This is a genomic window from Streptomyces sp. CBMA152 (genome assembly GCF_014596475.1).
In the GTDB taxonomy this organism is placed as follows: Bacteria; Actinomycetota; Actinomycetes; order Streptomycetales; family Streptomycetaceae; genus Streptomyces.
Genome location: NZ_MECJ01000009.1, coordinates 1 through 22,800 on the forward strand (window position 1 = coordinate 1; position 22,800 = coordinate 22,800).

General features: G+C 68.9%; 17 protein-coding genes and 5 pseudogenes. 10 read left to right on the forward strand and 12 right to left on the reverse strand.

Annotated elements, in window-relative coordinates; genetic code table 11:
• From BG418_RS08040 to BG418_RS08060, 5 genes and pseudogenes are all read right to left on the reverse strand, one after another.
• Positions 1 to 1,620 (reverse strand): annotated as a pseudogene (locus tag BG418_RS08040) (hypothetical protein); the annotation flags it as partial.
• A gap of 170 nt (positions 1,621 to 1,790) precedes the next feature.
• Positions 1,791 to 2,789 carry an ALF repeat-containing protein gene (locus BG418_RS08045; protein WP_317453557.1) on the reverse strand — a complete coding sequence of 333 codons (999 nt, stop codon included), beginning with the start codon at positions 2,787 to 2,789 and terminating at the stop codon, positions 1,791 to 1,793.
• A 110-nt stretch (positions 2,790 to 2,899) separates the two neighbouring features.
• A complete protein-coding gene (locus BG418_RS08050; RefSeq protein WP_188273041.1) occupies positions 2,900 to 3,517 on the reverse strand; it encodes an RICIN domain-containing protein in 618 nt (205 codons plus the stop codon).
• 35 nt (positions 3,518 to 3,552) lie between these two features.
• A complete protein-coding gene (locus tag BG418_RS08055) occupies positions 3,553 to 4,104 on the reverse strand; it encodes an RICIN domain-containing protein (RefSeq protein ID WP_188273042.1) in 552 nt (183 codons plus the stop codon).
• A 56-nt stretch (positions 4,105 to 4,160) separates the two neighbouring features.
• Entirely contained in the window at positions 4,161 to 5,738 is a 1,578-nt protein-coding gene (locus tag BG418_RS08060) for an AbfB domain-containing protein (protein WP_188273043.1), read from the reverse strand.
• A gap of 894 nt (positions 5,739 to 6,632) precedes the next feature.
• Here BG418_RS08060 and BG418_RS08065 point away from each other — a divergent pair.
• Entirely contained in the window at positions 6,633 to 7,115 is a 483-nt protein-coding gene (locus tag BG418_RS08065; protein WP_188273044.1) for a hypothetical protein, read from the forward strand.
• Between the two features lie 373 nt (positions 7,116 to 7,488).
• Here the strand turns inward: BG418_RS08065 and BG418_RS08070 are convergent, their stop codons facing one another.
• Positions 7,489 to 7,995, reverse strand: a complete 507-nt coding sequence (locus BG418_RS08070) for an RICIN domain-containing protein (RefSeq protein ID WP_188273045.1) — start codon at positions 7,993 to 7,995, stop codon at positions 7,489 to 7,491.
• A 288-nt stretch (positions 7,996 to 8,283) separates the two neighbouring features.
• A pseudogene (locus tag BG418_RS08075) lies at positions 8,284 to 8,710 on the reverse strand (IS5 family transposase); the annotation flags it as partial.
• A gap of 73 nt (positions 8,711 to 8,783) precedes the next feature.
• On the opposite strand from BG418_RS08075, the pseudogene BG418_RS08080 reads away from it, so the two are divergent.
• From BG418_RS08080 to BG418_RS08100, 5 genes and pseudogenes are all read left to right on the forward strand, one after another.
• A pseudogene (locus BG418_RS08080) lies at positions 8,784 to 8,930 on the forward strand (VWA domain-containing protein); the annotation flags it as partial.
• 246 nt (positions 8,931 to 9,176) lie between these two features.
• Positions 9,177 to 9,980 carry a GNAT family N-acetyltransferase gene (locus tag BG418_RS08085; RefSeq protein WP_317453558.1) on the forward strand — a complete coding sequence of 268 codons (804 nt, stop codon included), beginning with the start codon at positions 9,177 to 9,179 and terminating at the stop codon, positions 9,978 to 9,980.
• Positions 9,981 to 10,707: 727 nt separating this feature from the next.
• A complete protein-coding gene (locus BG418_RS08090; protein ID WP_188273047.1) occupies positions 10,708 to 11,970 on the forward strand; it encodes a hypothetical protein in 1,263 nt (420 codons plus the stop codon).
• Positions 11,967 to 13,772, forward strand: a complete 1,806-nt coding sequence (locus BG418_RS08095) for an ATP-binding cassette domain-containing protein (RefSeq protein WP_188273048.1) — start codon at positions 11,967 to 11,969, stop codon at positions 13,770 to 13,772. Before BG418_RS08090 ends, BG418_RS08095 begins: the two co-directional genes overlap by 4 nt.
• A gap of 78 nt (positions 13,773 to 13,850) precedes the next feature.
• Positions 13,851 to 14,150, forward strand: a complete 300-nt coding sequence (locus tag BG418_RS08100) for a hypothetical protein (protein WP_188273049.1) — start codon at positions 13,851 to 13,853, stop codon at positions 14,148 to 14,150.
• A gap of 16 nt (positions 14,151 to 14,166) precedes the next feature.
• Here the strand turns inward: BG418_RS08100 and BG418_RS39675 are convergent.
• Positions 14,167 to 14,274 (reverse strand): annotated as a pseudogene (locus BG418_RS39675) (IS5/IS1182 family transposase); the annotation flags it as partial.
• Between the two features lie 129 nt (positions 14,275 to 14,403).
• Here BG418_RS39675 and BG418_RS08105 point away from each other — a divergent pair.
• Positions 14,404 to 14,877: a hypothetical protein gene (locus tag BG418_RS08105; protein ID WP_188273050.1), complete on the forward strand. Its 474-nt coding sequence runs from the start codon at positions 14,404 to 14,406 to the stop codon at positions 14,875 to 14,877.
• A gap of 13 nt (positions 14,878 to 14,890) precedes the next feature.
• Here BG418_RS08105 and BG418_RS08110 read toward each other — a convergent pair whose 3' ends face one another.
• On the reverse strand, positions 14,891 to 17,065 hold the full coding sequence (locus BG418_RS08110; RefSeq protein WP_188273051.1) for a ricin-type beta-trefoil lectin domain protein: 2,175 nt from the start codon (positions 17,063 to 17,065) through the stop codon (positions 14,891 to 14,893).
• Positions 17,066 to 18,010: 945 nt separating this feature from the next.
• On the opposite strand from BG418_RS08110, the gene BG418_RS08115 reads away from it, so the two are divergent.
• Positions 18,011 to 19,162, forward strand: coding sequence for a protein-L-isoaspartate O-methyltransferase (locus BG418_RS08115; protein ID WP_188273052.1), 1,152 nt, complete (start codon positions 18,011 to 18,013; stop codon positions 19,160 to 19,162).
• A 147-nt stretch (positions 19,163 to 19,309) separates the two neighbouring features.
• Here BG418_RS08115 and BG418_RS08120 read toward each other — a convergent pair whose 3' ends face one another.
• Positions 19,310 to 20,068 (reverse strand): DeoR/GlpR family DNA-binding transcription regulator, encoded by a 759-nt coding sequence (locus BG418_RS08120; RefSeq protein ID WP_188273053.1) that lies wholly within the window; start codon positions 20,066 to 20,068, stop codon positions 19,310 to 19,312.
• A 49-nt stretch (positions 20,069 to 20,117) separates the two neighbouring features.
• Here BG418_RS08120 and BG418_RS08125 point away from each other — a divergent pair, with 49 nt between their 5' ends.
• A complete protein-coding gene (locus tag BG418_RS08125; RefSeq protein ID WP_188273054.1) occupies positions 20,118 to 20,501 on the forward strand; it encodes a DUF4406 domain-containing protein in 384 nt (127 codons plus the stop codon).
• Positions 20,498 to 21,175, forward strand: coding sequence for an NUDIX domain-containing protein (locus BG418_RS08130; RefSeq protein ID WP_188273055.1), 678 nt, complete (start codon positions 20,498 to 20,500; stop codon positions 21,173 to 21,175). The genes BG418_RS08125 and BG418_RS08130 overlap by 4 nt, the downstream gene beginning before the upstream one ends.
• A 60-nt stretch (positions 21,176 to 21,235) precedes the next feature.
• Here BG418_RS08130 and BG418_RS08135 read toward each other — a convergent pair.
• Positions 21,236 to 21,694: pseudogene (locus tag BG418_RS08135) on the reverse strand (transposase); the annotation flags it as partial.
• Between the two features lie 198 nt (positions 21,695 to 21,892).
• Positions 21,893 to 22,333: a hypothetical protein gene (locus BG418_RS08140; RefSeq protein WP_223184537.1), complete on the reverse strand. Its 441-nt coding sequence runs from the start codon at positions 22,331 to 22,333 to the stop codon at positions 21,893 to 21,895.
• Between the last annotated feature and the right edge of the window lie 467 nt (positions 22,334 to 22,800).

A 22,800-nucleotide genomic window follows, 5' to 3' on the forward strand; every position in this document is an offset into this window, starting at 1 on the left:
CGCCGTACGTGCCTCGGCCTCCGCCCGTGCCCGTGCGGCCGCCGCGTTGTCGCGCTCCTTCTCGGCGCGGGCCCGCGCCGCCGCAGCCAGGTCGCGCTCGCGCTCGGCGATGGCGCGCTGCTCAGCCGCGATCTTCGCCTGGCGCTGGGCCTCGACGCGGGCCTCGCGGGTCTTCTTGGCGTGCTCCCAGGCCTGCTTCTCGGCCTTCTCGGCCTCGATGCGGGCCGTCTTGGCGCGGGCGGCCGCGTCGGCGGCGATCTTGGCCTGCTTGTCGGCGGCCTGGGCCAGCGTGGCCGCGGCCTTGGCGTGCTGCTCGGCGTTGGCGCGCCACTGCTTGGCCTGCTCCTCGTGGAGTTCGGCCTGGTTCTTGGCGTTGAGGCCCTTCGCGTCGGCCTCGGTGGCGTCGACCGCGTGCTGGGCGGTCGTGCTCGCCTTGACGGCCGCGTCCGCCGCCGCCGCGATACCGGAGGCGACCTCGGACCACTGCGTGCCGTAGGTGAGGCCGGTCTCGACGAGGACGTCGGCCTGGACCTTGGCCTGCGCGGCCGCGACCTGGGCGGCCTTCGCCGCGTCGGTGGCGATACCGACCTGGCGGGCGACCTCGGCCTTGACACTGTCGTACGAGGAAAGGTTCTTGCCAGCCCGGTCGGCGGAGAGCATACGGTCCGCCTGGCGCGCCTGACCGGCCGCGGAAGTCATCGCGTTGGACGCTTCCTTGAGGGCCTTGACCGCGTTGCCGTGGGCCGTGATCAGCTTGGTACGGGCGTCGGCGGCGCGGGCAGCCTTCTCGGCCAGGTCGCGCAGCTTGTCCGCGGCCTCCTGAGCCTCCTTCAGCGCCTTCTCGTGGGCGGCCCGGTCGTCTGCATCCTTCTGGGCCGCGACCTGGTAGCCCTTTTCGAGGAACTCGGCGATGGCCTTGTCGTCGTTGGTGGCCAGGGCGGCCGCGGCGGCCTTCTTGACCTCGGGCCCACCGGAGGCGACGAGCATCTCGACGCGCTTGCGCAGCTCCGCCGCGCGGTCCTTGGCGGTCTGCTCGTTCTTCTTGTCCTGCGCCCGGGCGATGTCCGCTCCGAACGCCAGGAAATCAGCACGTGACTTGGCGTCGGACTTCAGGACGCGCTCGACCTCGGCGTTGAACACCGGGCCACCGGTGCCCCGCAGCGCCTCGATCTGCTCACGGTTCTTCGTGTCGGTGCCGTCACGCTTGTCCTTGGCGCGCCGGCGCGCCTCGGCCTCGCCGTGCTCCAGGAACTCCTTGACCGCGTTCGGGTCGCTGCTCTCCAGCGCCTTCTTCGCGGCGTCGCGGACCTCGTCCTCCTCGTCGAACTCCGCGTAGTCCTCGACGAGTTGGCGGTCCCGCTCGGCGCTGATCCTGTCCAGCTCCGACTGCGGGGCGGCCGCCGGCGCACCAGGCGCCTTCGGCAGGGCCGCGGCCACGCGGTCCAGCGTGGCCAGGGTCTTGGTGTACGACGCCTGTTCGGCGTGGGCCGTCGTGGCGGCGGTGGCCTCGCTCGTCGAGCCACCGAGGATCGCCAGGACCAGGGTCGCCGACAGCGTCCCCGAGGCTGCCGCCGCCGTACGGCCTCGTAGCCTTCCGGCCCTCGGCCAGAATCTACCCATCACGGGATGAATTCCCCTCAATTGTGGAAACAGAAAGCACCCCCTGCCCCAGGCATCACCGCGATGGAGGGCAGGGAGGATCGGAAAAAGACAAAGAGAAAGAGCCGCGCGGCGGCTCAGGTGTCCGGCCGGCAGGTCACGCCGGCCGGACACCGGGGCGATCGATGCGATCAGCCCTTCACGCGGTTCTCCGCTTCCCGGGCCCGCTCGAACATGTCCTTCCAGAAGCCGGCCGACACGGCTGCTCCCGCCTGTTCCTCGGCCCAGGACGTCCCGTTGGCCTGAGCGGGATCGGTGATGCCCTGCCAGAGCCCGTTCGCGGACTCCTTGGCGGCCTTGGCGATGTTCCGCCAGTTCTCCGCCTGGGCAGCGGCGGCCTCCTGCTCCGCCTGCCACGCCTGCTGCGCAGAACCCGCGTGCTCGGACACGGCCTTCCACGCGGCTTCCGCCTCGGCCCGGGCCTTCGCGGCGTCGGCGGCGCCCCTGACAGCCTCCTCGGCGGCCGCCGCCTTCGCGATCAGCTGCGTCAGACCCGCGCGCCGCGCCGTCTCCGCGTCGCTCACGTACAGCCGGAACGCCTCCAGGTCCAAGGACCCGCCGGTGGCCCAGCCGTAGTGGTAGAACTCGGCGATGTCCGCGTCCGTGGCACCCGCCCGCAGCGCCCACCGCGCCGCCACCCGCACCTGCTCACCGGGGGCGTGTTCGGCGAGTGTGCCGACGAACTCACGGTCCCCGGCGGCGACTTCCAGCTTGTGCTGGACGTCGGCCTCACGGGTCGCCCGGTCGCGCTTCTGGGCCTCCGCGTAACCGCTCTTCACGAAGGCGGCACGGTCGGCGTCCGAGCCCTTCAGGGCCTTTTGCGCCGCCGCGCGCACGGCCGGGGAGAACTCGGCGGTGTGCGTGGCCACGACCCGTTCGCAGAAGCTCCGGTTCTGCGAACGCGAGTCCTTCAGGCGCTGCTTGGTGTACGCGTAACCGCCGCCGGGTGCCATCCACTCGGCGATCGCCTCGTCCCCCCGCGAGCTGCGCAGCGCGTTCCACGCGGAGACGCGCAGCTCGGCGGGCAGCTTCGAGGTCGCGATCGAGTGGACGTAGTCGCGGGCGCTCTGCGCCGCGGCGGCCTTCAAGGCCGCCGCCGGGTCGGCCTGCTGCTCCACCGCGACGGACACGGGCGCATCCGCCCATGCCGGTGCCACTCCTGACGCCAGGACGCCCCCGCCGGCCAGCAGAGCGACCATGGTCGCCCGCGCGACCCACCGCTGACGTATCACCGCCGGCCTCACTTGACCGGCTTGATCTGCCACAGCTGGGCGTCGGTCTGGTTGCAGTACCAGGACTGGGCCTTGACGCCGTTCTCCGTCTTGGAGTTGACGATGTCCAGGCAGCGGTCCGCGGTGTGCGTGGGGCGCAGCTGGAAGAGCTTCTTCGCCGGGTCAACGAGCACGGCCTGCCAGCGCATCTGCGCCCCGCCGGTGCACGTCCACTGCTGGACGGCGGCGCCGGCCTTGGTGCCGCTGTTCTCGACCTCCAGGCACTTGTTGCCGGTCACCGACCGCAGCTCGTACGAGGCGCTGGCCGTGGGCACCATGCGCCACTGCTGGGCGGTGTTGGCGGGGTTGCAGGCCCACTGCTGGGCGGGCAGGCCGTCGTTGATCGCACCGTTGTTGATCTCCAGGCACTTGCCGCTGTGGGCGACCTGCAACTGGACGACCGCCTCGGGCAGCTTCACGCGCGCGGCCGCCTCGGCGGTGTTGGCGCGGGCGGTGTTGGCGGCTTCCTGGGCGGCCCGGGCGGCCTCGGCCGCGTCCTGGGCGTCGGCGTGGGCGATGTTCGCGGTGCCCGCCAGGGCGGCGACGCCGGCGGTGACGGCCAGCGCGGCACGGATGATCCGAGTCATCAAGTGATCCGTTTCGTCTCGAAGTTCGGGGGTGCTCAGGCCTTGACCGGCTTGATCTGCCACTGCTGGGCCGTGGTGCCGTTGCAGTACCAGAGCTGGGCGTTCGCGCCCTCGTTGAGAGAGCTGCTCTTGATCTCCAGGCAGCGGGCCGGAGCGTGCGCGGGGCGCAGCTCGTACAGGTCCTTGGTGATGTCCACCAGGATCGGGCGCCAGTGCATCTGGGCACCGCCGGTGCACCACCACTGCTGGACGTTCGCGCCGCCCGTGGTGCCGCTGTTCTCCACTTCGAGGCACTTGCCGCTGTGCTTGGGCCGCAGCTCAAGGGTCCCGTCGCCGGTGGGCACCATGTCGAAGAGCTGGCTGTCGACGCCGTCGGCGCACTTGGTCTGCACCGCGTTAGCGCCGTTGCGCAGACTGCCCTTCTCGATGGTCAGGCACTGGCCGCTGTGGGCCGCCTGCAGCTGCACGGTGGCCGTTCCAGCCGCAGGGGCAGCCGTGTTCTCGTCGGCCTGGGCGGCGGTGAGGCTGCCGGCCAGGGCTGCGGCGCCGGCGGTGAGGGCCAGCGAGACTCGGATGATCCGAGACATCGGGTGTTCCGTTCTGTTCAGGTCTGCTGAGAAAAAAGGGGGGTGGCCGGGCCGGATCAGGGCGCGAGCGGGCCGGCCAGCTTCCAGGTGGCGTCCTGCGCGAAGTCCTTGCCGCCGTCGAAGCGGTTCTTGCCGTCCTTGTCGGCCGCGTAGACGTCACCGTCGAAGTGCCGCAGCCAGCGGTTCGGCTGACTCGCCGACTCGAAGGACTTGCCGGACCCGGCAAGTCCCGGGCGGGCGCACCAGGTTGCGGCGTTGGCGGAGCCGTCGCTGCCGTCGTGCGCGGCGGCGACGACCCGCAGGCCCTTCAGCGTCAGGTAGGAGCCGCGCTCACGGGCCGACTCGAAGGAGTAGCAGTCGGCCTTCTTGGCGAGGGCGGGCACGACGACCCAGGTGGCGTCCTCGCGGTCGGCCTGCTTGCCGTTGGGGCCGACGGGCGCCACGAATGCCTCACCGGCGTCCACGCGGGACTGCCGGACGAAGAAGCCGACCGGCTTGCCGCTGGCGGGCTGAAGCGACTGGCGCATGGCGCGGTACTGGTTCTCCTCCTTGAGGAAGTCGACCACGCCCTCGTCGCTGCCGCTCAGCACCTTGTCCGCCTTGGCCACGAACCAGGGGTTCACCCCGGTCTTGCCCATGGCGGCCGCGATCTGCTTCAGACGCAGCTTGTTGGCCTCGGCGACCTTCTGCCGCCGATTCTCGGCGTCGGCCTTGTACGCCTTCTCGGCGCCGGCGTGGATGAACTCGCGCCAGTCGGCCGGGTTGGAGCTCAAGGCCGCCTTCTGGGCGGCCGCGTAGAGCTCGGGACCGTTGGCGGCCACGGCCTGGCGCAGCAGCTCGCGGATGAAGTTGTCGTCGCCGAGGCCGAGCATGGCCTCGGAGGGCGTGAGGTTGAACAGCGCCGCCGTGCTCTTGCGCGCGGCCAGCTCCTGACGGCGCTGCGCCTCCTCGCGGTTCTTCTCCTCAAGTTCCTTGAGCTCGTTGGCGACGTCGCGCTGGTGGGCTTCGCGGGCGCCGTTGGTGATGAACTCGCGCCAGGCGGCCGCGTCACGGGCCAGCGCGCCTGCCGCGGCCGCCTTGACCTGCGGGCCTGCGGCCTCGTGCTTCATGACGGCCCGTACGAAATTGTCGTCGCTCAGCGCCAGCAGGTCGGGGCTGTTGGGGATGCCGACCGCGATCAGCGCCTGCGACTTCGCGAGCCGCTCGGCGCGGGCGGCGGCCTCGCGCTCCTGCTCGCGCTTGGTGTCGGTCGCGTACGCCTCGTGGATGCCCGTGACGATGAACCGTACGTGGTCCGCCGCGTCGGAGCTGAGCATGGCCTCCTCGGCGGCCATGCGCACCGCTTCGTACTTCTCGCCACCCTCCCGGGCCTTGCGCCAGAGCTCCTGGATGAAGTCCAGGTCGCTGCGCTGGAGGACGTCCCACGTGGCGTCGAGGCCGACGACGGACGCGGCGCCGACGCGCTGCTTCTCGTCGGTGCCGACGGCGGAGGCCGCGGCCACGGTGTCCCCCGGCGTGGCGGCGGCGATGCCCGGCGCGGCCACGCCGACGACGGCGGCCAGCGCGGTCGTGGTGACGACGCCTCGGGTGATGACCCTGCGCATGCGCGCAGAGGTGATGTCTCTCTTGTCCATGCTGGTTTGACTAGCCCTCTTCATCACGTAATGCCCCTGTAAGTAAAGGGGAGATGAGGGATGAGTCTTGAAGAGTGCCCCAATAAGAGTCAAACCGGACTAGTTGGATATGATCTCGATCGACATGCCCAAAAATGGGTTTGCTTTTGCAATTTCATGATGGGTGATTGGCCTGTTGTTTACTTGCGTCGAGTAACAGCCAAGGTCCAACTCCGGCTGTGGGCGCGGATACCGTGCACTGACCGGCCGACTGGCGACACGCGCTCGGTATGACCAACTACGGGCCAGGCGGGGGCTGAGACCGAAAGCGGCCGGCCCCGACGAACAGCCCGTCAAAGCGCCCACCCGGGACGACAAACGCGGGCGGTCAACCTCGCCGCCGCCCGCCAGTACCACGCCCGCGAAGGGCATCTGAACGTGGTCGACTGGCGACGGGGAAGCTCCGACACGTTTGCTCGCGATGGACGTGGGACCGGTGCTGCTGACGGTGATGGGCGCCTCGTTCCACTGACGGACCGGGAACGGATGCTGCGCGACCTGGACACCCTGATCGAGCCCGGGGGTGGTGTGGGACACGGTGTGACGCCGCCCCCCGGATCGTCGTCCCCGGCGGCGACGAAGGCCCCCCGCGCAAGCGGATCCTGAACGCCGTCAGCGCCCTCACCCCAGAGCAGCGTGCCGTGTTCAACGCGATCCGGGCCGCGCCTGGCGATCGCTCCCCTCTGACGTCGGGGGTGGTTTCCGGGGATCCGGCGGGTTCGGCCGTGGTGATCGTGTCCCGGGACATCGACCCGCGCAGCCCGTTCGCCCGCCCGGGCCGGCGACCCCGAGGCGCTCACACGGAGCAAGGCCGATGCGCTCCGGGCGCACGTCGATGCCGACCTTGAACTGTTCGTGGAGAACAGGCCGTTCAGCCCCGAGCTCTTCGGCGTCTCCTCAAGACACCCGCATTCCGAGGCTGTACTGCAACTCGTCGAGGCCGAGTGGTCAGATGACATCATTCCGGAAGTACGCGGCACGGACGGATCCTTGTTCCTCAGGTTCCGCCTGGACAACGAGGAGTTCCTCCAGCAGTTGATCGACCACCGGGACCCCGACGGGGGCCCCGAACTCGCCTTCCGACGCCGGATCCTGCACTGGGGCACGCAGAACTGGGGCGGCCTCACCTGGACCCTGTCGGCTCAGGGCACCCACCTGTACTGCTGCGACGTCGACGTGTTCCTCCCGGAGGAGCCGGTGGAGGTCACCGAGGACCTGTATCTGCACGTCCTCTCCTTTGACCCGGTGGCGTATGCGCGCGCCTGGTCGGACGAGGCGGGCGAGACCCCGCTGCGCCGCGTGAGCCTCAACGGATCCGAGGAGCGCGACCTGCCATAGCGTGATCTGCGTTGAATCGGCTGCCGAGGGTGATGACGGCTGGGTGCATCGGCATGTTCCGGATCTACTGTTTGTCCAGTGGATGCCCCGTTGGGGCGACTTTACGGCTGGGGACGTCGCTCAGCGGCGTCGAAGGCGGGCGCAAGCGGGCCAGTGCGGCGAACTTGGTGGGAATGGGCGATCCCTTCATCGGAATGTTCCCGGGTCAGAAGAACCGCTCCCCTTTGGCGGGGCACGTGCGGGTAATGCCGGAGACAACGCCGTCTACGGGCAAGCCGTTACGACTCCTGTGATGGCCCGGCACTTATTCGTTGTTTGAGTGGCGTGAGCCTGGGGCCGGCAGGCAGAGAGAGCCGACCCCATTCGCTGGCCGTTATACGAAGGTCCATTGCTGGTTGGCGCCGCCGGTGCAGTCCCATTGCTGAATGGTCGCCCAGTCCTCGGTGTTCCAGCCTGCGACGTCCAGACACTTGTTGCTGTTGACGTTCACCACTTCGAAGTGGCCGCTTCCCATATCGACCCTTGTCCACTGCTGGTTGGCGCCGCCGGTGCAGGTCCACTGCTGTACGACGGCCCAGTTCTGCGTGTTCCAGCCTGCGACGTCCATGCACTTGTTGCTGTTGGAGTTCACCACTTCGAAGTGGCCGCTCCCCATGTCGACCAGCGTCCACCGCTGGTTGGCGCCGCCGGTGCAGGTCCACTGCTGCACGCGCGCCCAGTCCTGCGTACTCCAGCCCGCGACGTCAAGACACTTGCCGCTGTTCACGTTCACGACCTGGGCGTTCGCAACGCCCAGGGCACTCGGCCGTGCCTGCTGGGCGGGCTGGGCAGCACTCGCCGTTGAGTTCGTGAACCCCACGATGGCCGCTCCAGCAGCCATCAGTACCCCACACTTACGAATCCAGCCAGATCCATGTGAGCCCTACCCGAGGTTGAATATTCGACGTGTTCGCGCACACCGGAATCTCGGTGGCGGCCAGCGCACTGGTGCGCGATTCGAGTGTGGCAAGGCAGTCCAGGCATGAAAATCCCGAGGGTTGGGGATTGACAAACGGGCGCTTATCGGGGAATCGATCCTGGGTGTGTGGTAACGCAGACTGGCGAGTTCGAGCCTCACTTCAGCAACCAGACGGCCTCGCGATTGTCTCAAATCGGTGGTGGTGTGCCGGAGCAGGCCGAGAATGTCCGTGACGATGAACCGCTTACTGCCCTTTGACCTTCTTGCCCGCGTCGAATCCTCTGGTAGCGGCCGGGACGGTGTCGGCGGTACGGATCGACTGCGGGTCGATCAGCCCGGCGCTCGGCTCAGCGTCGCGGCCGTCGGCCTCACGGACCTGACTGCGCAGGGCGTCATCGATCCGTCCGACCGTGCCCTCGTCATGCCACCACGAGAAGTACCAGTACACCGTGGGCCAAGGCGCGAAGTCCTTCGGCAACTGCCGCCATACACAACCGGTCCGCACCACGTAGAAGATCGCATCGACGATCCGCCGTCGCGGATGCTTCTCACGCCGCCCGCCCTTCGGGCCAACCCGTGCCGGCGGCAGCAACGGTTCCACCAGTGCCCACTGCTCATCCGTCAGGTCTGATGGATACCCACCCCGAACACCACTCACATGAGGCCCAACGACCACCCCGGCCCCGCGACACCGCAGATCTCAAACCGGTCTGACAGGCCGTCGTGTCGACAACACCGGCTTCTTCGCAGTCGACGACATCTCACAGGTCACCGACAAGGAGCTGTACGACCGGCTCCTCTCACAGTTCCCCTCCTGGCTGACGGCGGCCCGCGCGGCCGGCGTTCTGCCCGCGTAGCCGGTGAAGGGCCCTGGCCCGGAAAGGTAAGGAGTGGCACCTGGCACGAGGCGAGCCGCCAGCTGGTCCATCGGTCACGGGTCGCAGAAGGCGAATGGCTCCGAAATCTCGGTTGAGATTGGCCCAGTTGTCCGGGACATTGCGTCGTTAGGTTGAAGGCGTGGCGACGACCCGAGGCGACTTCTGCTCGGGCCTCGCCCGCCCCTTTGCCAGGATCACCGCACAGTGACTGAACAGGAGCCACCCGTGGCCGACACTTCGCAGACCACCCCCGACGCTCGCGTCGAGGATCGGATCAGGCAGGACCGTCCGGATCACCCCACGGCCCTCGACGATGCAGCGATGCGCCAGGCCCGCAACTCCGCCGCGTTCTGGGCCGCAACCGGAAACTCCCGCGGCCACGAGGTGATCCACCGGCGCAGCTTCCTCGCCGTGCTCGGCGGCAAGCGCGCCGGGACGCGCATCCTGCTGCAGGAACCCGACCCCGACGCGCACGAGCTCGCCGAGTTGACCGAGCTGGTTGGCCGGTCGACCGGCCCGGTGGATGCCGAGGACCCGTTCAGTTCCACCGACCTGAGCCACCTGGGCATGCGCAACTGGCAGATGCCGATAATGGTGCGCCCGCCTGGCCCTGTCTCCGCCCCCGCGATGGAGGTGATACGAGTCCAGCGGACGCAAGAGCTGCAGGCTGCCGAGCAGATCGCGATCGCGGGCTTCGAGCTGACCAGATTCGCCCCCTACCGTCCCGGCGAGATGTTCCCCGCAACGCTGACCGAACAGCCAGGCGTGGACGTGTTCATCGCCGTCCTCAACGGCAAGGCGGTCGGAGCCGGTGTCACCGTCGTCAACGACGGGTTCGGCAGCCACTACTGGGTCGGCACGCCGCCGACGCACCGCTCCCGCGGCGCCGGGCGGGCCGTCATGCTCGGCTCACTCGCGCCCATGGCGAACCTGCCGGTGACACTCACCGCCTCACGGCTCGGACGGCCGCTGTACGAGTCGCTGGGCTTCACCGCCGTCACCCCATCGACCTGGTGGTCCTCACGATGACCGCTGCTCAGACGTGAGGCCTGCACGTCGAGTATCCGACAGGTGGGCTTCTGGAACAGGCACACATCCCGCTGGCGCCAGGGCGTTGGCGCGTACGAGCCGTCCACGCGCCGGTCAACGAGCAGACCTCGTGGGAATGATCTGAGCGGGTGATGATCCTCGACAGGCGCAATGTCGTACGGGGCATGTGTGACTGCCCAGCGGGCAAGCGCGGGGCGTTTCCGGGCGACGTGGGCGATGCGTGGACTTCTCATTAAGGACGGGGGAACGACGTGCTCGACGACGCGTGATGCCGGATGGCGTGACGAGAACGGTGTGAGTGGGCTCGGTGATTGCCAGTGCCCGGGCGTCGATGTCAGACGTTCCGTGCGGGCACCGACGGGCGCGGGACTGGCATTCGAACAGCACATAAAGGGCATCTTTGTCATGTGTGCGATTGTCGGCTTGCCGGTCCTGCCTGCATGTTGTCGATATGGAAACATACGCGGCCCGCGCAGGGCGGGCATCTCAGGGGCCGGTCGGCGTGCCTGATGTGGACGTCGACACCGTTACGGAGATCGAGGAGATCTTTACCGAGCTCTTCCTCGCTCCGATGGCATGCGGGCACGTCGGTGACTCTTGCAGCGTCACACGCCCCTGCTGTGCAAACAGCGGCCTCATCTGCGTCTTGGGAATCTGCGTCGGCCTCTGAAGGGGTGTGTCGGTGGCGGTCCGGTTGCATCCGCAGGTGACCGTGGCTGGCCTGGGTGACGGTGGGGTGGTGCTGCACGGCGACCGCCCCGCTGCTGCTTACGTCGGGCCAACGGCGTTGGGCTGGCTGCGCGGCCGGGCTCCGGCTGCCGGGCAGGAGGGTGAGTACGAGCGCTGCGTGCGGATGTGGGAGTCGGCGGGCTTCGTGACAACCGGACAGCAAACCCCACCCGCGAGCAGCGTGCCTACTGAGGTGGCTGCTCGCGTCGCACTCCTGACGGTTGTCCACCCGACGTTGGTGGTGGCGGTGGCGGAGGCCTGCGGCTTCTGCCGACAGCTGCGCGCCGACCTGGCCGCGAACGCCAAGGTGTTGCAGGACCTGCGCGCCTCCGTGGTCCTGGTCGAGGACGGGCGGTGCACCGTGCTCGGCCTGCCTGCACCACCCGGTCTGGCGCCCCTCGCTGAGGGGCTGGCCCGCTCGGGCACCCCGAGTGCGGTGCTGCTGGTGCCGGGGGCCGCCCCCCGTGCCGCGATGGGGTATGACCAGGTGAGTGCGGTACTGATCGAGCTGACCGGCGGCCGTTGCGGCGGTGTGCTGGTCGAGGCCCCGACCAACTGCTCGGTCAAGGTGGCCTCCCATCCGGTGGATGGGCTGTTCGCCGTGCGGTGCGGCGATGGCCGCCTACTGGGGCTGGCGACCCGCGGGGAGCAGGCCAGGGAGGCGGCCGGGCCGCTGGCCTCGGTCCCGCATCCCGGATATCTACCCGTCACACTCATCGTCGAGCGCCCCGCGAACCTGTATCTGCTGTTCCGGGGCGGCGAGTTGCTGACCCGGGCTCGTACCGCCGAGGAACTGGCCGAGACCCTGGGACGGGTGCTGGCCGGCTTCACCGCACTGGCCGAAGGGCAGGTGACGCTGGGCTGCGGCACCCTGGTGCATCCACGCGGGCAGGCGGTGCTCTTCCCGCGAAACTGGATGTCGGACCTGGTCGTACGCGCAGCCCGGCTTCAGCGGGTCGGTTGGCGGATCCGGCCCGAACCCCATGCCGTCCTGCTGCCCGGCGGGCTCCTTCAGGTGACGGGAGCGGGAGCCACGATGCCTGTGGCGGCAGCATGGGCCAGCCCCCTGGGCGGCCCGCCCACCCGAGCCCGCTACCTGGCCCAAGTCGTCAACTGGCTGGTCCGCCCAGCGCCCCGGGCCGCCGTGAACGCCATGGCCGCGATCGCGCGCGAACTCACCGTCCACACCGGAACGTGGCAGGACGCCCTGGCCCACCTCACCGCTGGACCTCCCCCGTGACCCCCGATACCCCAAGATGGTCGGCGCGCCAGGCCGCCCAGGTTGCCCTCTTCACCGCCTCCTTGGCCTGGCGCGCCGACCGGCGGCGCCTGGTGTGGATCCTCGTCACCCAGGCTGCCCAGGGCGCCGGGCTGAGCATCACTCTGCTCCTCACCCGCACGGTATTGACCCGCACTACCCCCTGGTCGGGCGGCGCGGGGCTGGGCGGACGGCTGGCCGCGGCATGGGCAGAGGCAGCCGCAGTGGCCGCCATCACGCTGGCCAGCGGGGTGCTGAGCATCATCATGCAGAACACACTGCGACTCCTGCGGCTGAGGGTGGACCGTCTCGCCACCGCACAGGTCCTGGATGCGGCCGTCGGCGCCGATCTGGCCCACTTCGAGGACACCGGCTTCCACGACCGCCTCCAGCGGGCCGTCTTCGCCTCCCGCATGCAACCACTCGTCATGGTCATCACCATGACCCGGCTCCTGCACACCGCCGTTCTCACGGTCGCGGTCGCGGCCTCCTTTGTGGTCATGGCCTGGTGGCTGCTGCCCGCCCTGCTCCTCATCACCCTGCCCGTGCTGCGCACCGCCCGCCGCGTACGCCAAGCCCGTTACGGCCTGCACCTGGACCTGGCCGAGAACAGGCGGACCCGCCAGTACACCGAACAACTGCTCACCAGCCGCGAAAGCGCCCCGGAAATCCGCGCCTTCGGCCTCGGCCCACTCCTGCGCCAGCGCTGGAACGACCACTACACGGCTGAGATCGATCAGGAGAGTGCCCTGGTGCGCTCCCTTGCCTGGCGGCAGGTCGCCGCTCGCTTCACCAGCACCCTCACCGCGGCCGCCTGCCTCGCCACCGTGGCTTGGCTGGCCCATACCGGCCTGCTCGCCCCGGCCACCGCCCTCACCGCCGCCGCCGCACTCGCCGTACTCACCAACCAGGCAACGACAGTGAGCACCCTCCTGACCACCACCAGCGACCAGATCCTCTACCTCAACGACCTCCGCACCTTCACCCCACCACGCTTGCGGCAGCCAAGAGTGTCCCGCCCCAGCACTCTGCGCACCCTGGAGGCCCGCGGCCTCACCTTCACCTACCCCGGCGCAGACAGCCCGGTCCTCCGCGACATCAGCCTCACCCTCACCGCCGGCCAGATCATCGCCCTGGTCGGCACGAACGGCTCGGGCAAAACCACCCTCGCCAAAATCCTCTCCGGCCTCTACACCCCTCAGCACGGCTGCCTGCTTCTCGACGGCACACCCCTCACCGACCCCACCCCGCTGCGCGAGCGCACGGCCGTGGTCTTCCAGGACTTCACCCACTACAAATTCACCGCCGCGGAGAACATCACCTTCGGCCACCCCGACACGCCGCCCGACCCCAACGCCGCCCGCCGCGCCGCCGAGGCCGTGGGCGCGCATACCTTCCTCACTGCCCTGCCCAACGGCTACGCGACACCGCTCGGCAAAGAGTTCACCGACGGCACGGATCTCTCGGGCGGCCAGTGGCAACGCCTCGCCCTGGCCCGCGCCTTCTACCGCGACGCGCCCCTCGTCATCCTCGACGAGCCCACCGCAGCACTCGACGCCCAGGCCGAGGCCGAGCTCTTCGTCCATATCCGCGCGCTGTTCACGGGACGCACCATCGTGCTGATATCCCACCGCTTCTCCAGCATCCGCGCCGCGGACCACATCTACCTCCTCGAAGACGGCCGCATCACCGAAGACGGCAGCCACAAGGAACTCATGGCACAGGACCGCGCCTACGCCCGCCTCTACCTCACCCAGGCATCGCCCTACCTTGCCGACCAATGACTACCGGTTTGTTCGGGGTCCGTAAGACGTCAGGGCCTGTCCGATGGGTCGTGCAGGTGGCTGAGTAAAGATGGCGCCATGGCTACCGAACCCGTGCAGATCACGATCGATCAACTTCGTCGAGCTTTTGACATGGCACTTCGGCACATTGAATCGTCAGCCGGGCCCATGGTGACGCTCAAGGAAGACCTCTTCTGGTCTGTCCCAGCCGACGAGCTCTACAGGATCGACGCTGAGCCCCAGGACCTCACAATCGGACAGCTTTCGGAGTCATGGCAGCACGTTGAGGATCTGCTTGCTCGCCAGGACCCGGCAGTGGGTCACCACTTGGTTTGGCTCGCCGACGTGATCCGCGCGATCGGTCAGGATGTCCCCTGATCGGGCTGTTGACGTGTCACGAGCGGAGCCACAACCGGAGCGAGGCAACGGTCACCGTTCCGTGGAAGACGTAGGCACGCTCGTCGAAACGGGTGGCTACGGCCCGGAAGCGTTTGAGCGCATTGGACGCTCCCCACCCTGGGCATGCCGATCGTTCCGGGTGACCGGCGATGACCTTCGGGTGCACCACGTGTACCGTCGAGTGGCCGTCGCAAACGGAGCAGATAGCCCGCAGCCGGGCGGAGGGGCAACGATGCGAGTGTTCCGGGTAGAGGCCGTGGTGTGTGCCGAGAGCCACGAGGTGCTGGTGGGGGATGCGGCGCAGCAAGGGGACGCGGAGCCGCTGGTGGCCGAGTCCGCTCGGGAGCGGGAGCCGGAGGCCGAAGCGTTTCGATGGCCGGGAGGGGATCAGATACTGATCTTCACACGCGGCGAACTCGTGACACTCGCGATCGAGGGGTGGGATGCGCCGCCGCCGGGGAAGGCCGAGGGAGAGTCGGAGTGGGGGTGGGAGTCGCACGGCCGATGGGACGTCATGGACGACCTGTTTGCCGGGGACATGGGCCCGGGAGGCCCGGCGTTCACCTCGGCCGGTTTTCCGATGATGCCTCCTGGGCCGTATGTGGTGCGGGCCAGGGCTGCAGGGCGCTCCGCCCCGGAGCTCGCCGACCTTGATGAGGACGGGCCCGGGGCGGAGCGGTACCTGGTGCAGTACTGGCCGGAGTGAGCGGCGCGAGCGATCAGTCGTCGGCGGCGAACTCCCAGCGTTGCTGCGGTACTCCGCTGCACGCCCACATCTGCGGGACGTCACCCTGGTTCTGTTGCAGTGCGTCGATGCACTGTGCCTGGTCCGAGGCGGGCCGCAGGGTGAAGTCCTGGCGTGTCTGTGACACCCGCGCGAACACGAATTGCTGTGCGGAGGTGTTGTTGCAAGTGGCGACGCGCAGCGGGCTCGCGTTCGCGGTGCTCCCTGCGTCGTCGAGGCAGAGCGAGGTGTCGTGCGCCGGGTGCAGGACGGTCGTGCCGCCCGGCCCGTCTTCGAACCACCACCACTGCTCGTCGGCGTCGAGGTCGGACCATTCCACGGTCCGAGTGCCGGAGCCACCGGCTTGCGCAACCGCCAGCACGTACTCGTTGGCCTGGGTGAAGAGCTTGACCGGGCCGTGCCAGGCCTCGGTCGGATCGGCTGCCTGTGCAGCCTTCGGGACGCTATATGCCCCAGCGTTCGCGGTGGCCGGTGCGGTCGCGGAAGCCGGAGAAGCGACGGTGGAGTGCGCGGCATCGGCGTCGTTCACCACGTCGATGCTGAACTGGTCACCGTCCAGGATGCGATCGAGGGCGTACCAGTCGGCGAGCTCGTTGCCCGCCGCACGGTTCTGCGAGCCGTCGATGGCGCGCGCGGAGTAACGGTTCGCAAGGTTCCCCGCGTTGTCGAGTGTGGCCGCGCCCTCCTTCGTCGACGCGAACGGGAACTCGTCGCACTCGCGGCTGCGCCGCCCGGTGACCGGATCGACAACGTAGTCGTTCGGCGCCGACACCGCGATGCAGGTCTTCTTCGCGTAGTAGCGGTTCTGGCGGACAGTCTTCTTGTTCTCCTTCCCCGTCATGCGGTGGAGGAAGTCGCCGGCTGCGCCGGGGACGTAGTCCTTGCCCGGCCACTTGCCCGGGATCGTCTTGCCCGCCCACTTCGGGTCGGTGTTCGCGGGCTGGGTGAACGCGTCGAGGATGTGCTGGGCCGCCTGCGGCATGCCGTACGACGGGTCGGTGTGATACCGCAGGAACGGCATCACGCGCGGGAAGACCGTGCCCTGGTTGAACAGCAGGCCTTGCTTCTGAAGCCGAGGCGTCCACAGGTAGCGTGCGGAGTCGAAGCGCACGTAGTCCGGGAATGTGCAGGCGACGTCCTCAGTCCCCTTCAGGCACGCCTCAATGCGGCTCGTCGTCGGCGGTTTTTGCGGATCGTACGCCCCGAAGATCCCGGCGAACACCCCGGACGCCAGCTTCTCTCGGGTCTTCTGGTCGCCGACCGACGGGTCGGAGCCGAACGAGTACGAGAACTCGCTTCGCCCAGCACGACTCTGGGCGAGCCATAGGGAAACAGGCTCTACCCGATAGCCGCCGCTGCGTGGGGCACAGGATGAGGCGGGATTTGGACCCCCGACGCATTCCATCCCGATTTCCAATGGAGAGCCGAGCACAGCACCCGGGTTGAACTCCGGGATCTTGCCCTTGCCCTCGTCGACATCCATGTAAGGAAGCGAGAAGCGGTCGATGGCCAGCCGGAACCCGGCCAGGCGCCCGGTGGCCGGGTCGTTGCTGCGCGCGCCCCAGCCGACCAGCGTGGTCCGGAACTTGACGCTGCCGAAGTAGACCGCCTTGGAGACGTCGTAGATGCTGTAGGTGATGGTGTCCCACTGGCAGTACGAGTAGTGGTCCCGCACCCAGCCGTGGTACTTGCCGCTGCCGTCGCCGCGGGTCTTCTGGTCGCGGCAGTCGTCCAGGCTGATGTGCGGCGGGAGTCCGGCGGCGAGCGGCTGCAGCCTACCGGCGTCGGCTCCTTCTCCCTGGCCGGAAAGCGCCGCCGCCCGCTGCTGGGCATCCGGGCCGGCTCCCGGGGAGAGCGCCGCCCGTACGGCGTCGCCGGCAGCATCGGACGGGGAACCAGCGGGGCCATCGGCGCGGATCACCGCGTGGATGCGGCGCGCTGCCTGCGCGGCCTCGGCGGCGGTGTAGCCGCCAAGGAAACGGACGGGCGCGGGAGCGACGCGGACAGTTGGGGTGGTGGCGGGTGGGGTGGGGCGGATAGCGCCGACGCCCGCCCCGGCGCTGCCGAGGACGAGCAGTGCCGCAGTGCCGGCGGCTAACGCGAGGCGTAAGGCCCCTGGGGCTCGCGGAGAGCGAGAAGAGGCGGTCATGGAGTCTCCTGGTTCAACTCGGGTCGAGCCAACACATTCGACGGAGCCCAGGAGATTAGCATGTCCATGACCAATACAGGTTTCCCGCCCCCACACCTCCACAAGCGGACGCCGATCCACTCCGCCCAACGGGCCACAGGCCCCTGGCCCGCTCAGCCGGTACCGAGTCCCCCGATACCGAGAGCGCCGTACGCGGCCTGGCGAGGGCTCTCATGGTGGACCTCTACGGCGCGGCGGCCTCAATGGTGAAATTCTGCGGGGCCAAGGCGTCGCCGTCCTTGGTGCGGTCCTGTTCGTGGGCCTCGCCGCCCTCAGCCGACGCGGTCATGCATCCTGACCTGGTCCCCGCCACCTTGATGAACCCGTCCCCGGGATCTGGATGAACTGCTGGTCCTCATACGGCTCCTTCGTGCCGCACGGCTGCATGCCGAAGGTACGGGTGAGTCCGGTGAAGCACGCGGTCACGCATATGTCGTTCCGTGCCGCGGCGTTGTGGATGACTGGATCTTGTCGTCGCAGGAGAAGCGCTGTGCCTTGTCCGTCCGGCCGCAGGGCGTGGTGACGTCCCCGAACGAGGACGTCCTCAGGGATGTCCTCGCCGATCTTCACTTCACATGCGCCCGCAACCAGTGAAGATGCATACCTACTTGCTCAACCTGTCCACTGTCCTGCGTGTCGGCCAAGGGGGCTCTGCTCACGGTGGGCGGCAACCCAGGGCGACCGGAAGGGAACCAGCAAGTCTGGTGTGAGGGTGGCGAGTTGTCCCCGGACAGGGGCAGACAGGGTTCAATGGGAGCGCACGGATCCTGTCGGAACCCCTGGCGGGGCGAACCGGAAGGCGGAGCGATGGCGGGAAAGCACGGTGGGGAAACGGACGACAAGCCGTGGACGCCGCCGCCGGAGCCGCCGAGTCCTGACGGCTCCCGGCCGCAGAAGTAGGCCCCGGTGGACTATCGCACGGTCTGCCGACGCGCCCTGGAGGCGAAGGCGTGCCTGCATGCGCCCTGGCTGCGGGCGGCGTTCGACGCGGTGGACCGCGAGCTGTTCGTGCCCGCTCGGGCCTGGGTGCCCGAGCGGGACGAGCGCGGGCGCTGGCGGTTCCTCGACCGTGAGGCGGACGAGGATGCGTGGCGCCGCGCAGTGTGGGACTCCCATCAGTCCGTGATCACGCAACTGGACGACGGCCGTACGGCGCCGGAGGGGCCGGCCGATGGGGAGTTCACCTCCTCGGTGTCCGCCCTCGACATCGTGTGCACCAAACTGGAGCAGCTCGGCCTGGATGCGGGCCATCGGGTCCTGGACGTCGGCTACGCCTCCGGCTACCACACCGCGCTCCTGTGCGAGCGCGTCGGCAGCGAGCGGACCGTCGGGATCGAGGTCGACCGTCACCTCGCCGAATGGGGCGCCTCAAACCTCAAGGGCGCCGGGTATACGCCCAGCCTGGTGTGCGGAGACGGCATGGCAGGTGTGGCGCAGCATGCTCCGTTCGACCGGATCATCAGCACGGCCGCAGTCCGCACCGTTCCATCGGCGTGGGTTGGCCAGTGCGCGCACGACGCAGTGATCGTCACGCCGTTCGGCACCACGTACGCGAACTCCGGGCTGCTGCGGCTAACGGTACGCGGCGACCGGGCGCACGGCCACTTCGCCGGGAGTGCCGCGTACATGTGGATCCGAGGTGAGCGGCCCGCCCGAGCTCTGAACGTGCCCGATCAGTGCGCCACCCGCTCCTCTCCCCTCGACCCGGCAGAGGTCCTGGAAGCAGGCTGGGAGCAGGACTTCGTGATCGGACTGCACACTGCGGATGTCTCGTTCTCGCACCGGGGCGACCGTGTCGACCGCAAGGTCCAGTTCGTCGACCAGGCCGGCACCTCTGCCACCATCGTGCGCTACCGCGACTGGTGGGAAGCCGACGCCGTGAAAGCGTGGGGACCGCGAGACCTGTGGGCGGAGGTAGTGCGGGCCTTCACCTGGTACGCACAACAGGGCCGCCCTCCGGTCACCGAATTCGGCGTGACCGTGGACCCCTCGGGACAGCACGCCTGGTACGGCGAGCCGGACCACGTCCTCAACCCACGAACCGTGCCTCTCGCGTGATGCGCCAGTTGTACGGAAGTCGTCGGTCAGCACACCCGTTGAACGGGGCAGCGGCCGGAGTAACCGTCAATTCCTGTGGGTGTCTGAACCACGGTGGTGGGCTGATGCCTTGCATCTCCTGCGATTCGTATGTTCAGGCCGTCGCCTTCAGCCGGCTGTCAGGACCTCCACACCGCGCGCCGTGAGCTGCTCGACGACTGCGTGGTGGGGGTCGGCGTCGGTGATCAGTCCGCTGATCTCCTCCCAGGGCAGGACACGGAACCGTGAAGCCGTGCCGATCTTCTCGGACGAAGCAAGGATGTAGGTTTCCGCGGCCCGCGCGGCCAGGGCGCGCTTCATCGCGGCTTCTTCGGCGTCACCGGTGGTCAGCCCCGCTTCCGGGTGAACGCCGGTGACGCCGAGCAGGCAAAGGTCGGCGGAGATGTTCTGGGCCGCCTCGACTGCGGCCGCGCCGCAGGCGACCGCCGAGTGCCTGAAGACGCGGCCGCCGAGCAGGAAGACCTCGACCTGCGGACGCTCCAGTAGCGCGACCGCGACCGTCGGACTGTGGGTGATCGCGGTGCAGGCCAGGTCCGCGGGGAGCGCGTGCGCGACGGCGAGGGCCGTGGTGCCGCCGTCCAGGATCAGGGCACTGCCCGGCCGCACGAGCGCGGCGGCCGTTGCGGCGACCTTCCGCTTGCCGTCGGGGGTGACGGCCTGCCGGGCGGTGTAGTCCGCGACGGCCGGCGACGCGGGGAGCGCTCCGCCGTAGACCCGTTGGCACAGTCCCTCGGCCGCGAGGTCGCGCAGGTCCCGGCGCACGCTGTCCTCGGAGATGCCCAGGTCGGCGGCGACGTCCTTGGCGACGATCTTGCCCTCGCGGGCGAGCAAACCCAGCAGGTGGTCGCGCCGCTCAGCAGCTAGCATCCGTGTTCTCTCCCGTTCTTGCACGTTTCTGCGTGTATCGTAGCGCGCCATGACCGACAAGCCGATGCTCATCCTCATCGCCGGGCCTTACCGCTCCGGCACCGACGGCGACCCGCAGGCCATGGCCACCAACCTCGCCCGTCTCGAAGCGGCAGCATGGCCGGTCTTCGCCACCGGTCACCTCCCCGTGATCGGGGAGTGGGTCGCCCTGCCGGTACTGCGCTCGGCCGGCGCGGGCCCCAACGACCCCCTCGCCGACCAGGTTCTCTATCCGACCGCCGAGCGCCTGCTCGCCCACTGCGACGCGGTACTCCGCCTCCCCGGCGACTCCACCGGAGCCGATCAGGACGTCGCAACCGCCCGCCGCCGCGGCCTGCCCGTCTACTACGACGTGGCCGAGATCCCGGGCCGCACTGCACAGGAGACCGCGTGAACGCCCGTCCTGGCATCGACACGCCCGACCACCGCGGCCGCACCGGCCTCGACCGCACCGGGCGTGACCTGGACCGCAACCCCGACGTCGTGGTCCGCGACGTGGAGCTCACCTCCCAGGGCTGGCACGTACTGCGTCGCACCACCTTCGACTATCGGCGCCGCGACGGACGCTGGGTCACCCAGCAGCGCGAGACGTACGACCGCGGCAACGGCGCAGTCGTCCTGCCGTATGACGCCGAACGCGGACGGGTGCTGCTCACCCGCCAGTTCCGCTACCCGGCCTACGTCAACGACCATCCGGACGGCATGCTCATCGAAGCCGCAGCCGGACTCCTCGACGGCGACGATCCGCTCGCCGCCGTCCGGCGCGAGGCCGCAGAGGAACTCGGGATCACTCTCGGCCCGCTCACCCACGTCCTCGACGCCTACATGAGCCCCGGCTCGGTCACCGAGCGCCTGCACTTCTACGCCGCCCCCTACACCCCGGCCGACCGCACCGGAACCGGCGGCGGACTGGAGGAGGACGGCGAGGACATCGAAGTACTCGAACTGCCCTTCGCCGACGCCCTCGCCATGGTCCGCGACGGACGTATCACCGACGGCAAGACCATCGTGCTCCTGCAATGGGCTGCCCTGGACGGACCCTTCGCCCCCGCAGCGGGCACCGGCTGACACCGCCGTCCCCGGCCTGCCCTGCTTCGGGTACACGGGCCAGCCGGGGGCGGTCCATCAGGCGGCAGGCTGCGCGAACTTGGATAGCGCATCCATGACATTGGCGGTCTTGCGGACCCAGCATCTTTGCTCGCGGGTCTCGGGGAACACCTCGCGCAGTGCCTTCCGGAAACCGAGTGCGCCGTCGCCGACCGCGAGTACGGGGGCGCGCATGCCGCGGCGGGCGCAGTCGCGCAGCAGGTCCACCCGGGCACCGGCCGACGCGCGGTAGCCGTCGGTCATCGCGACCAGCTTTTTGGCGCCGTCGGCACGTACCCCGATCATTACCAGGACCACGGCCTTGGCTTCGTCCAGCCGGATACACAGGTGGATGCCGTCGCCCCAGAGGGAGACGTGGTCGGTGCAGGACAGATCGCGCTGCTGGAACGCGGCGTGGTCGTTCTGCCGCTGGGAGGTCAGCCGGGTGAGCGTGACGGACACAAACGCCACCTGGCCCCCGAAATCACCGCGGCCTGGGCCAACTCCGCCTACGGCGGCGAGCTGATCGGGTGGACCCGCTCCTTCCGCGGCATCACCCTCAACACCGTCCCCCGCCGCAAGGACCAGAGTGGAAGCGCGCAGCATCCGCCTCGCCCCCGCAGCCCACCGCTAAGCCGAGCCAACGCCGCTCGCTGGGCGCTGCCACAGCAATGGCGAGCGTGGCCGGCAACGTTCAGTTCAGAGCGCCCACCAGCAGAACAAGCGCATCCCCGACGACCTTGCACGGCCAGCCAGCCCAGCCAGCAGGGCCAGCACTTCGGCCGCCGTGTCGACCGTGACCCCGTTCCCGCGCAGCTCATCAGTCTCGGCCCAGGGTCCAGCGGCTTCGACAAGGGAATCGCGGGTTGCTGTCGCCAGAGCCTCCTGGAGGGTGTCGGACACACTGATGATGAAAGCACTCTCGGCCTCCGGAGACGAGAGCAACTGCCCGCTTCGCGGTCGCTTGGACGCTTCATCGAAGGTGCAGCCAGTCAGGATCGCTTCAAGCTGCGCCATCACGACAACCGGATCGATGCCCTTCAGCGCCACCACGTCGAACAGGGCACCATCCGGCCCACCGGGCTCGTCAAGGACGCGCACCGCCGCACTGTCATCGGCGGCCGAGAAGTAGTCACACATAACCAGGCCGCGATCTTTGCACCCAGCACTGACAGTGCCGCAGCGCGTGACAGCCCCAGCTTTGGCTACGCACTGAGTGCCTGGCACTCAGCGCATACAGCTTCGTCGAAGATACCGTGAGGGTTGAGCTTGGTGAGGGCTGGCGCAGGTTACGTTCGAAGGTGTCCTACGGTCGCCGAGCTGGGCGGGGCTGGAGTAGTTGTAGGAGAACTGCAGGCCCACCGCCTGGTCCAGGGTGCGGGTGACTCCGAAACCCTGACCGCCCGCAACCTCGCCATCTCCTAATTACTCGGTGTGAGGCCGCGAGACACCCAAGGTCAAGACAGTCGCGTCGGCAACGGCTGGTGAGCACCTACAGATAATGTCGGGTCTCCAAATTCGTGTCGGGATCTCACGAGCGCTGTCAAGCCCGCTGCCGGATCCGACAGCGGCCATGAGACGCCGTCACAAGTAACAACGGGGGCAAA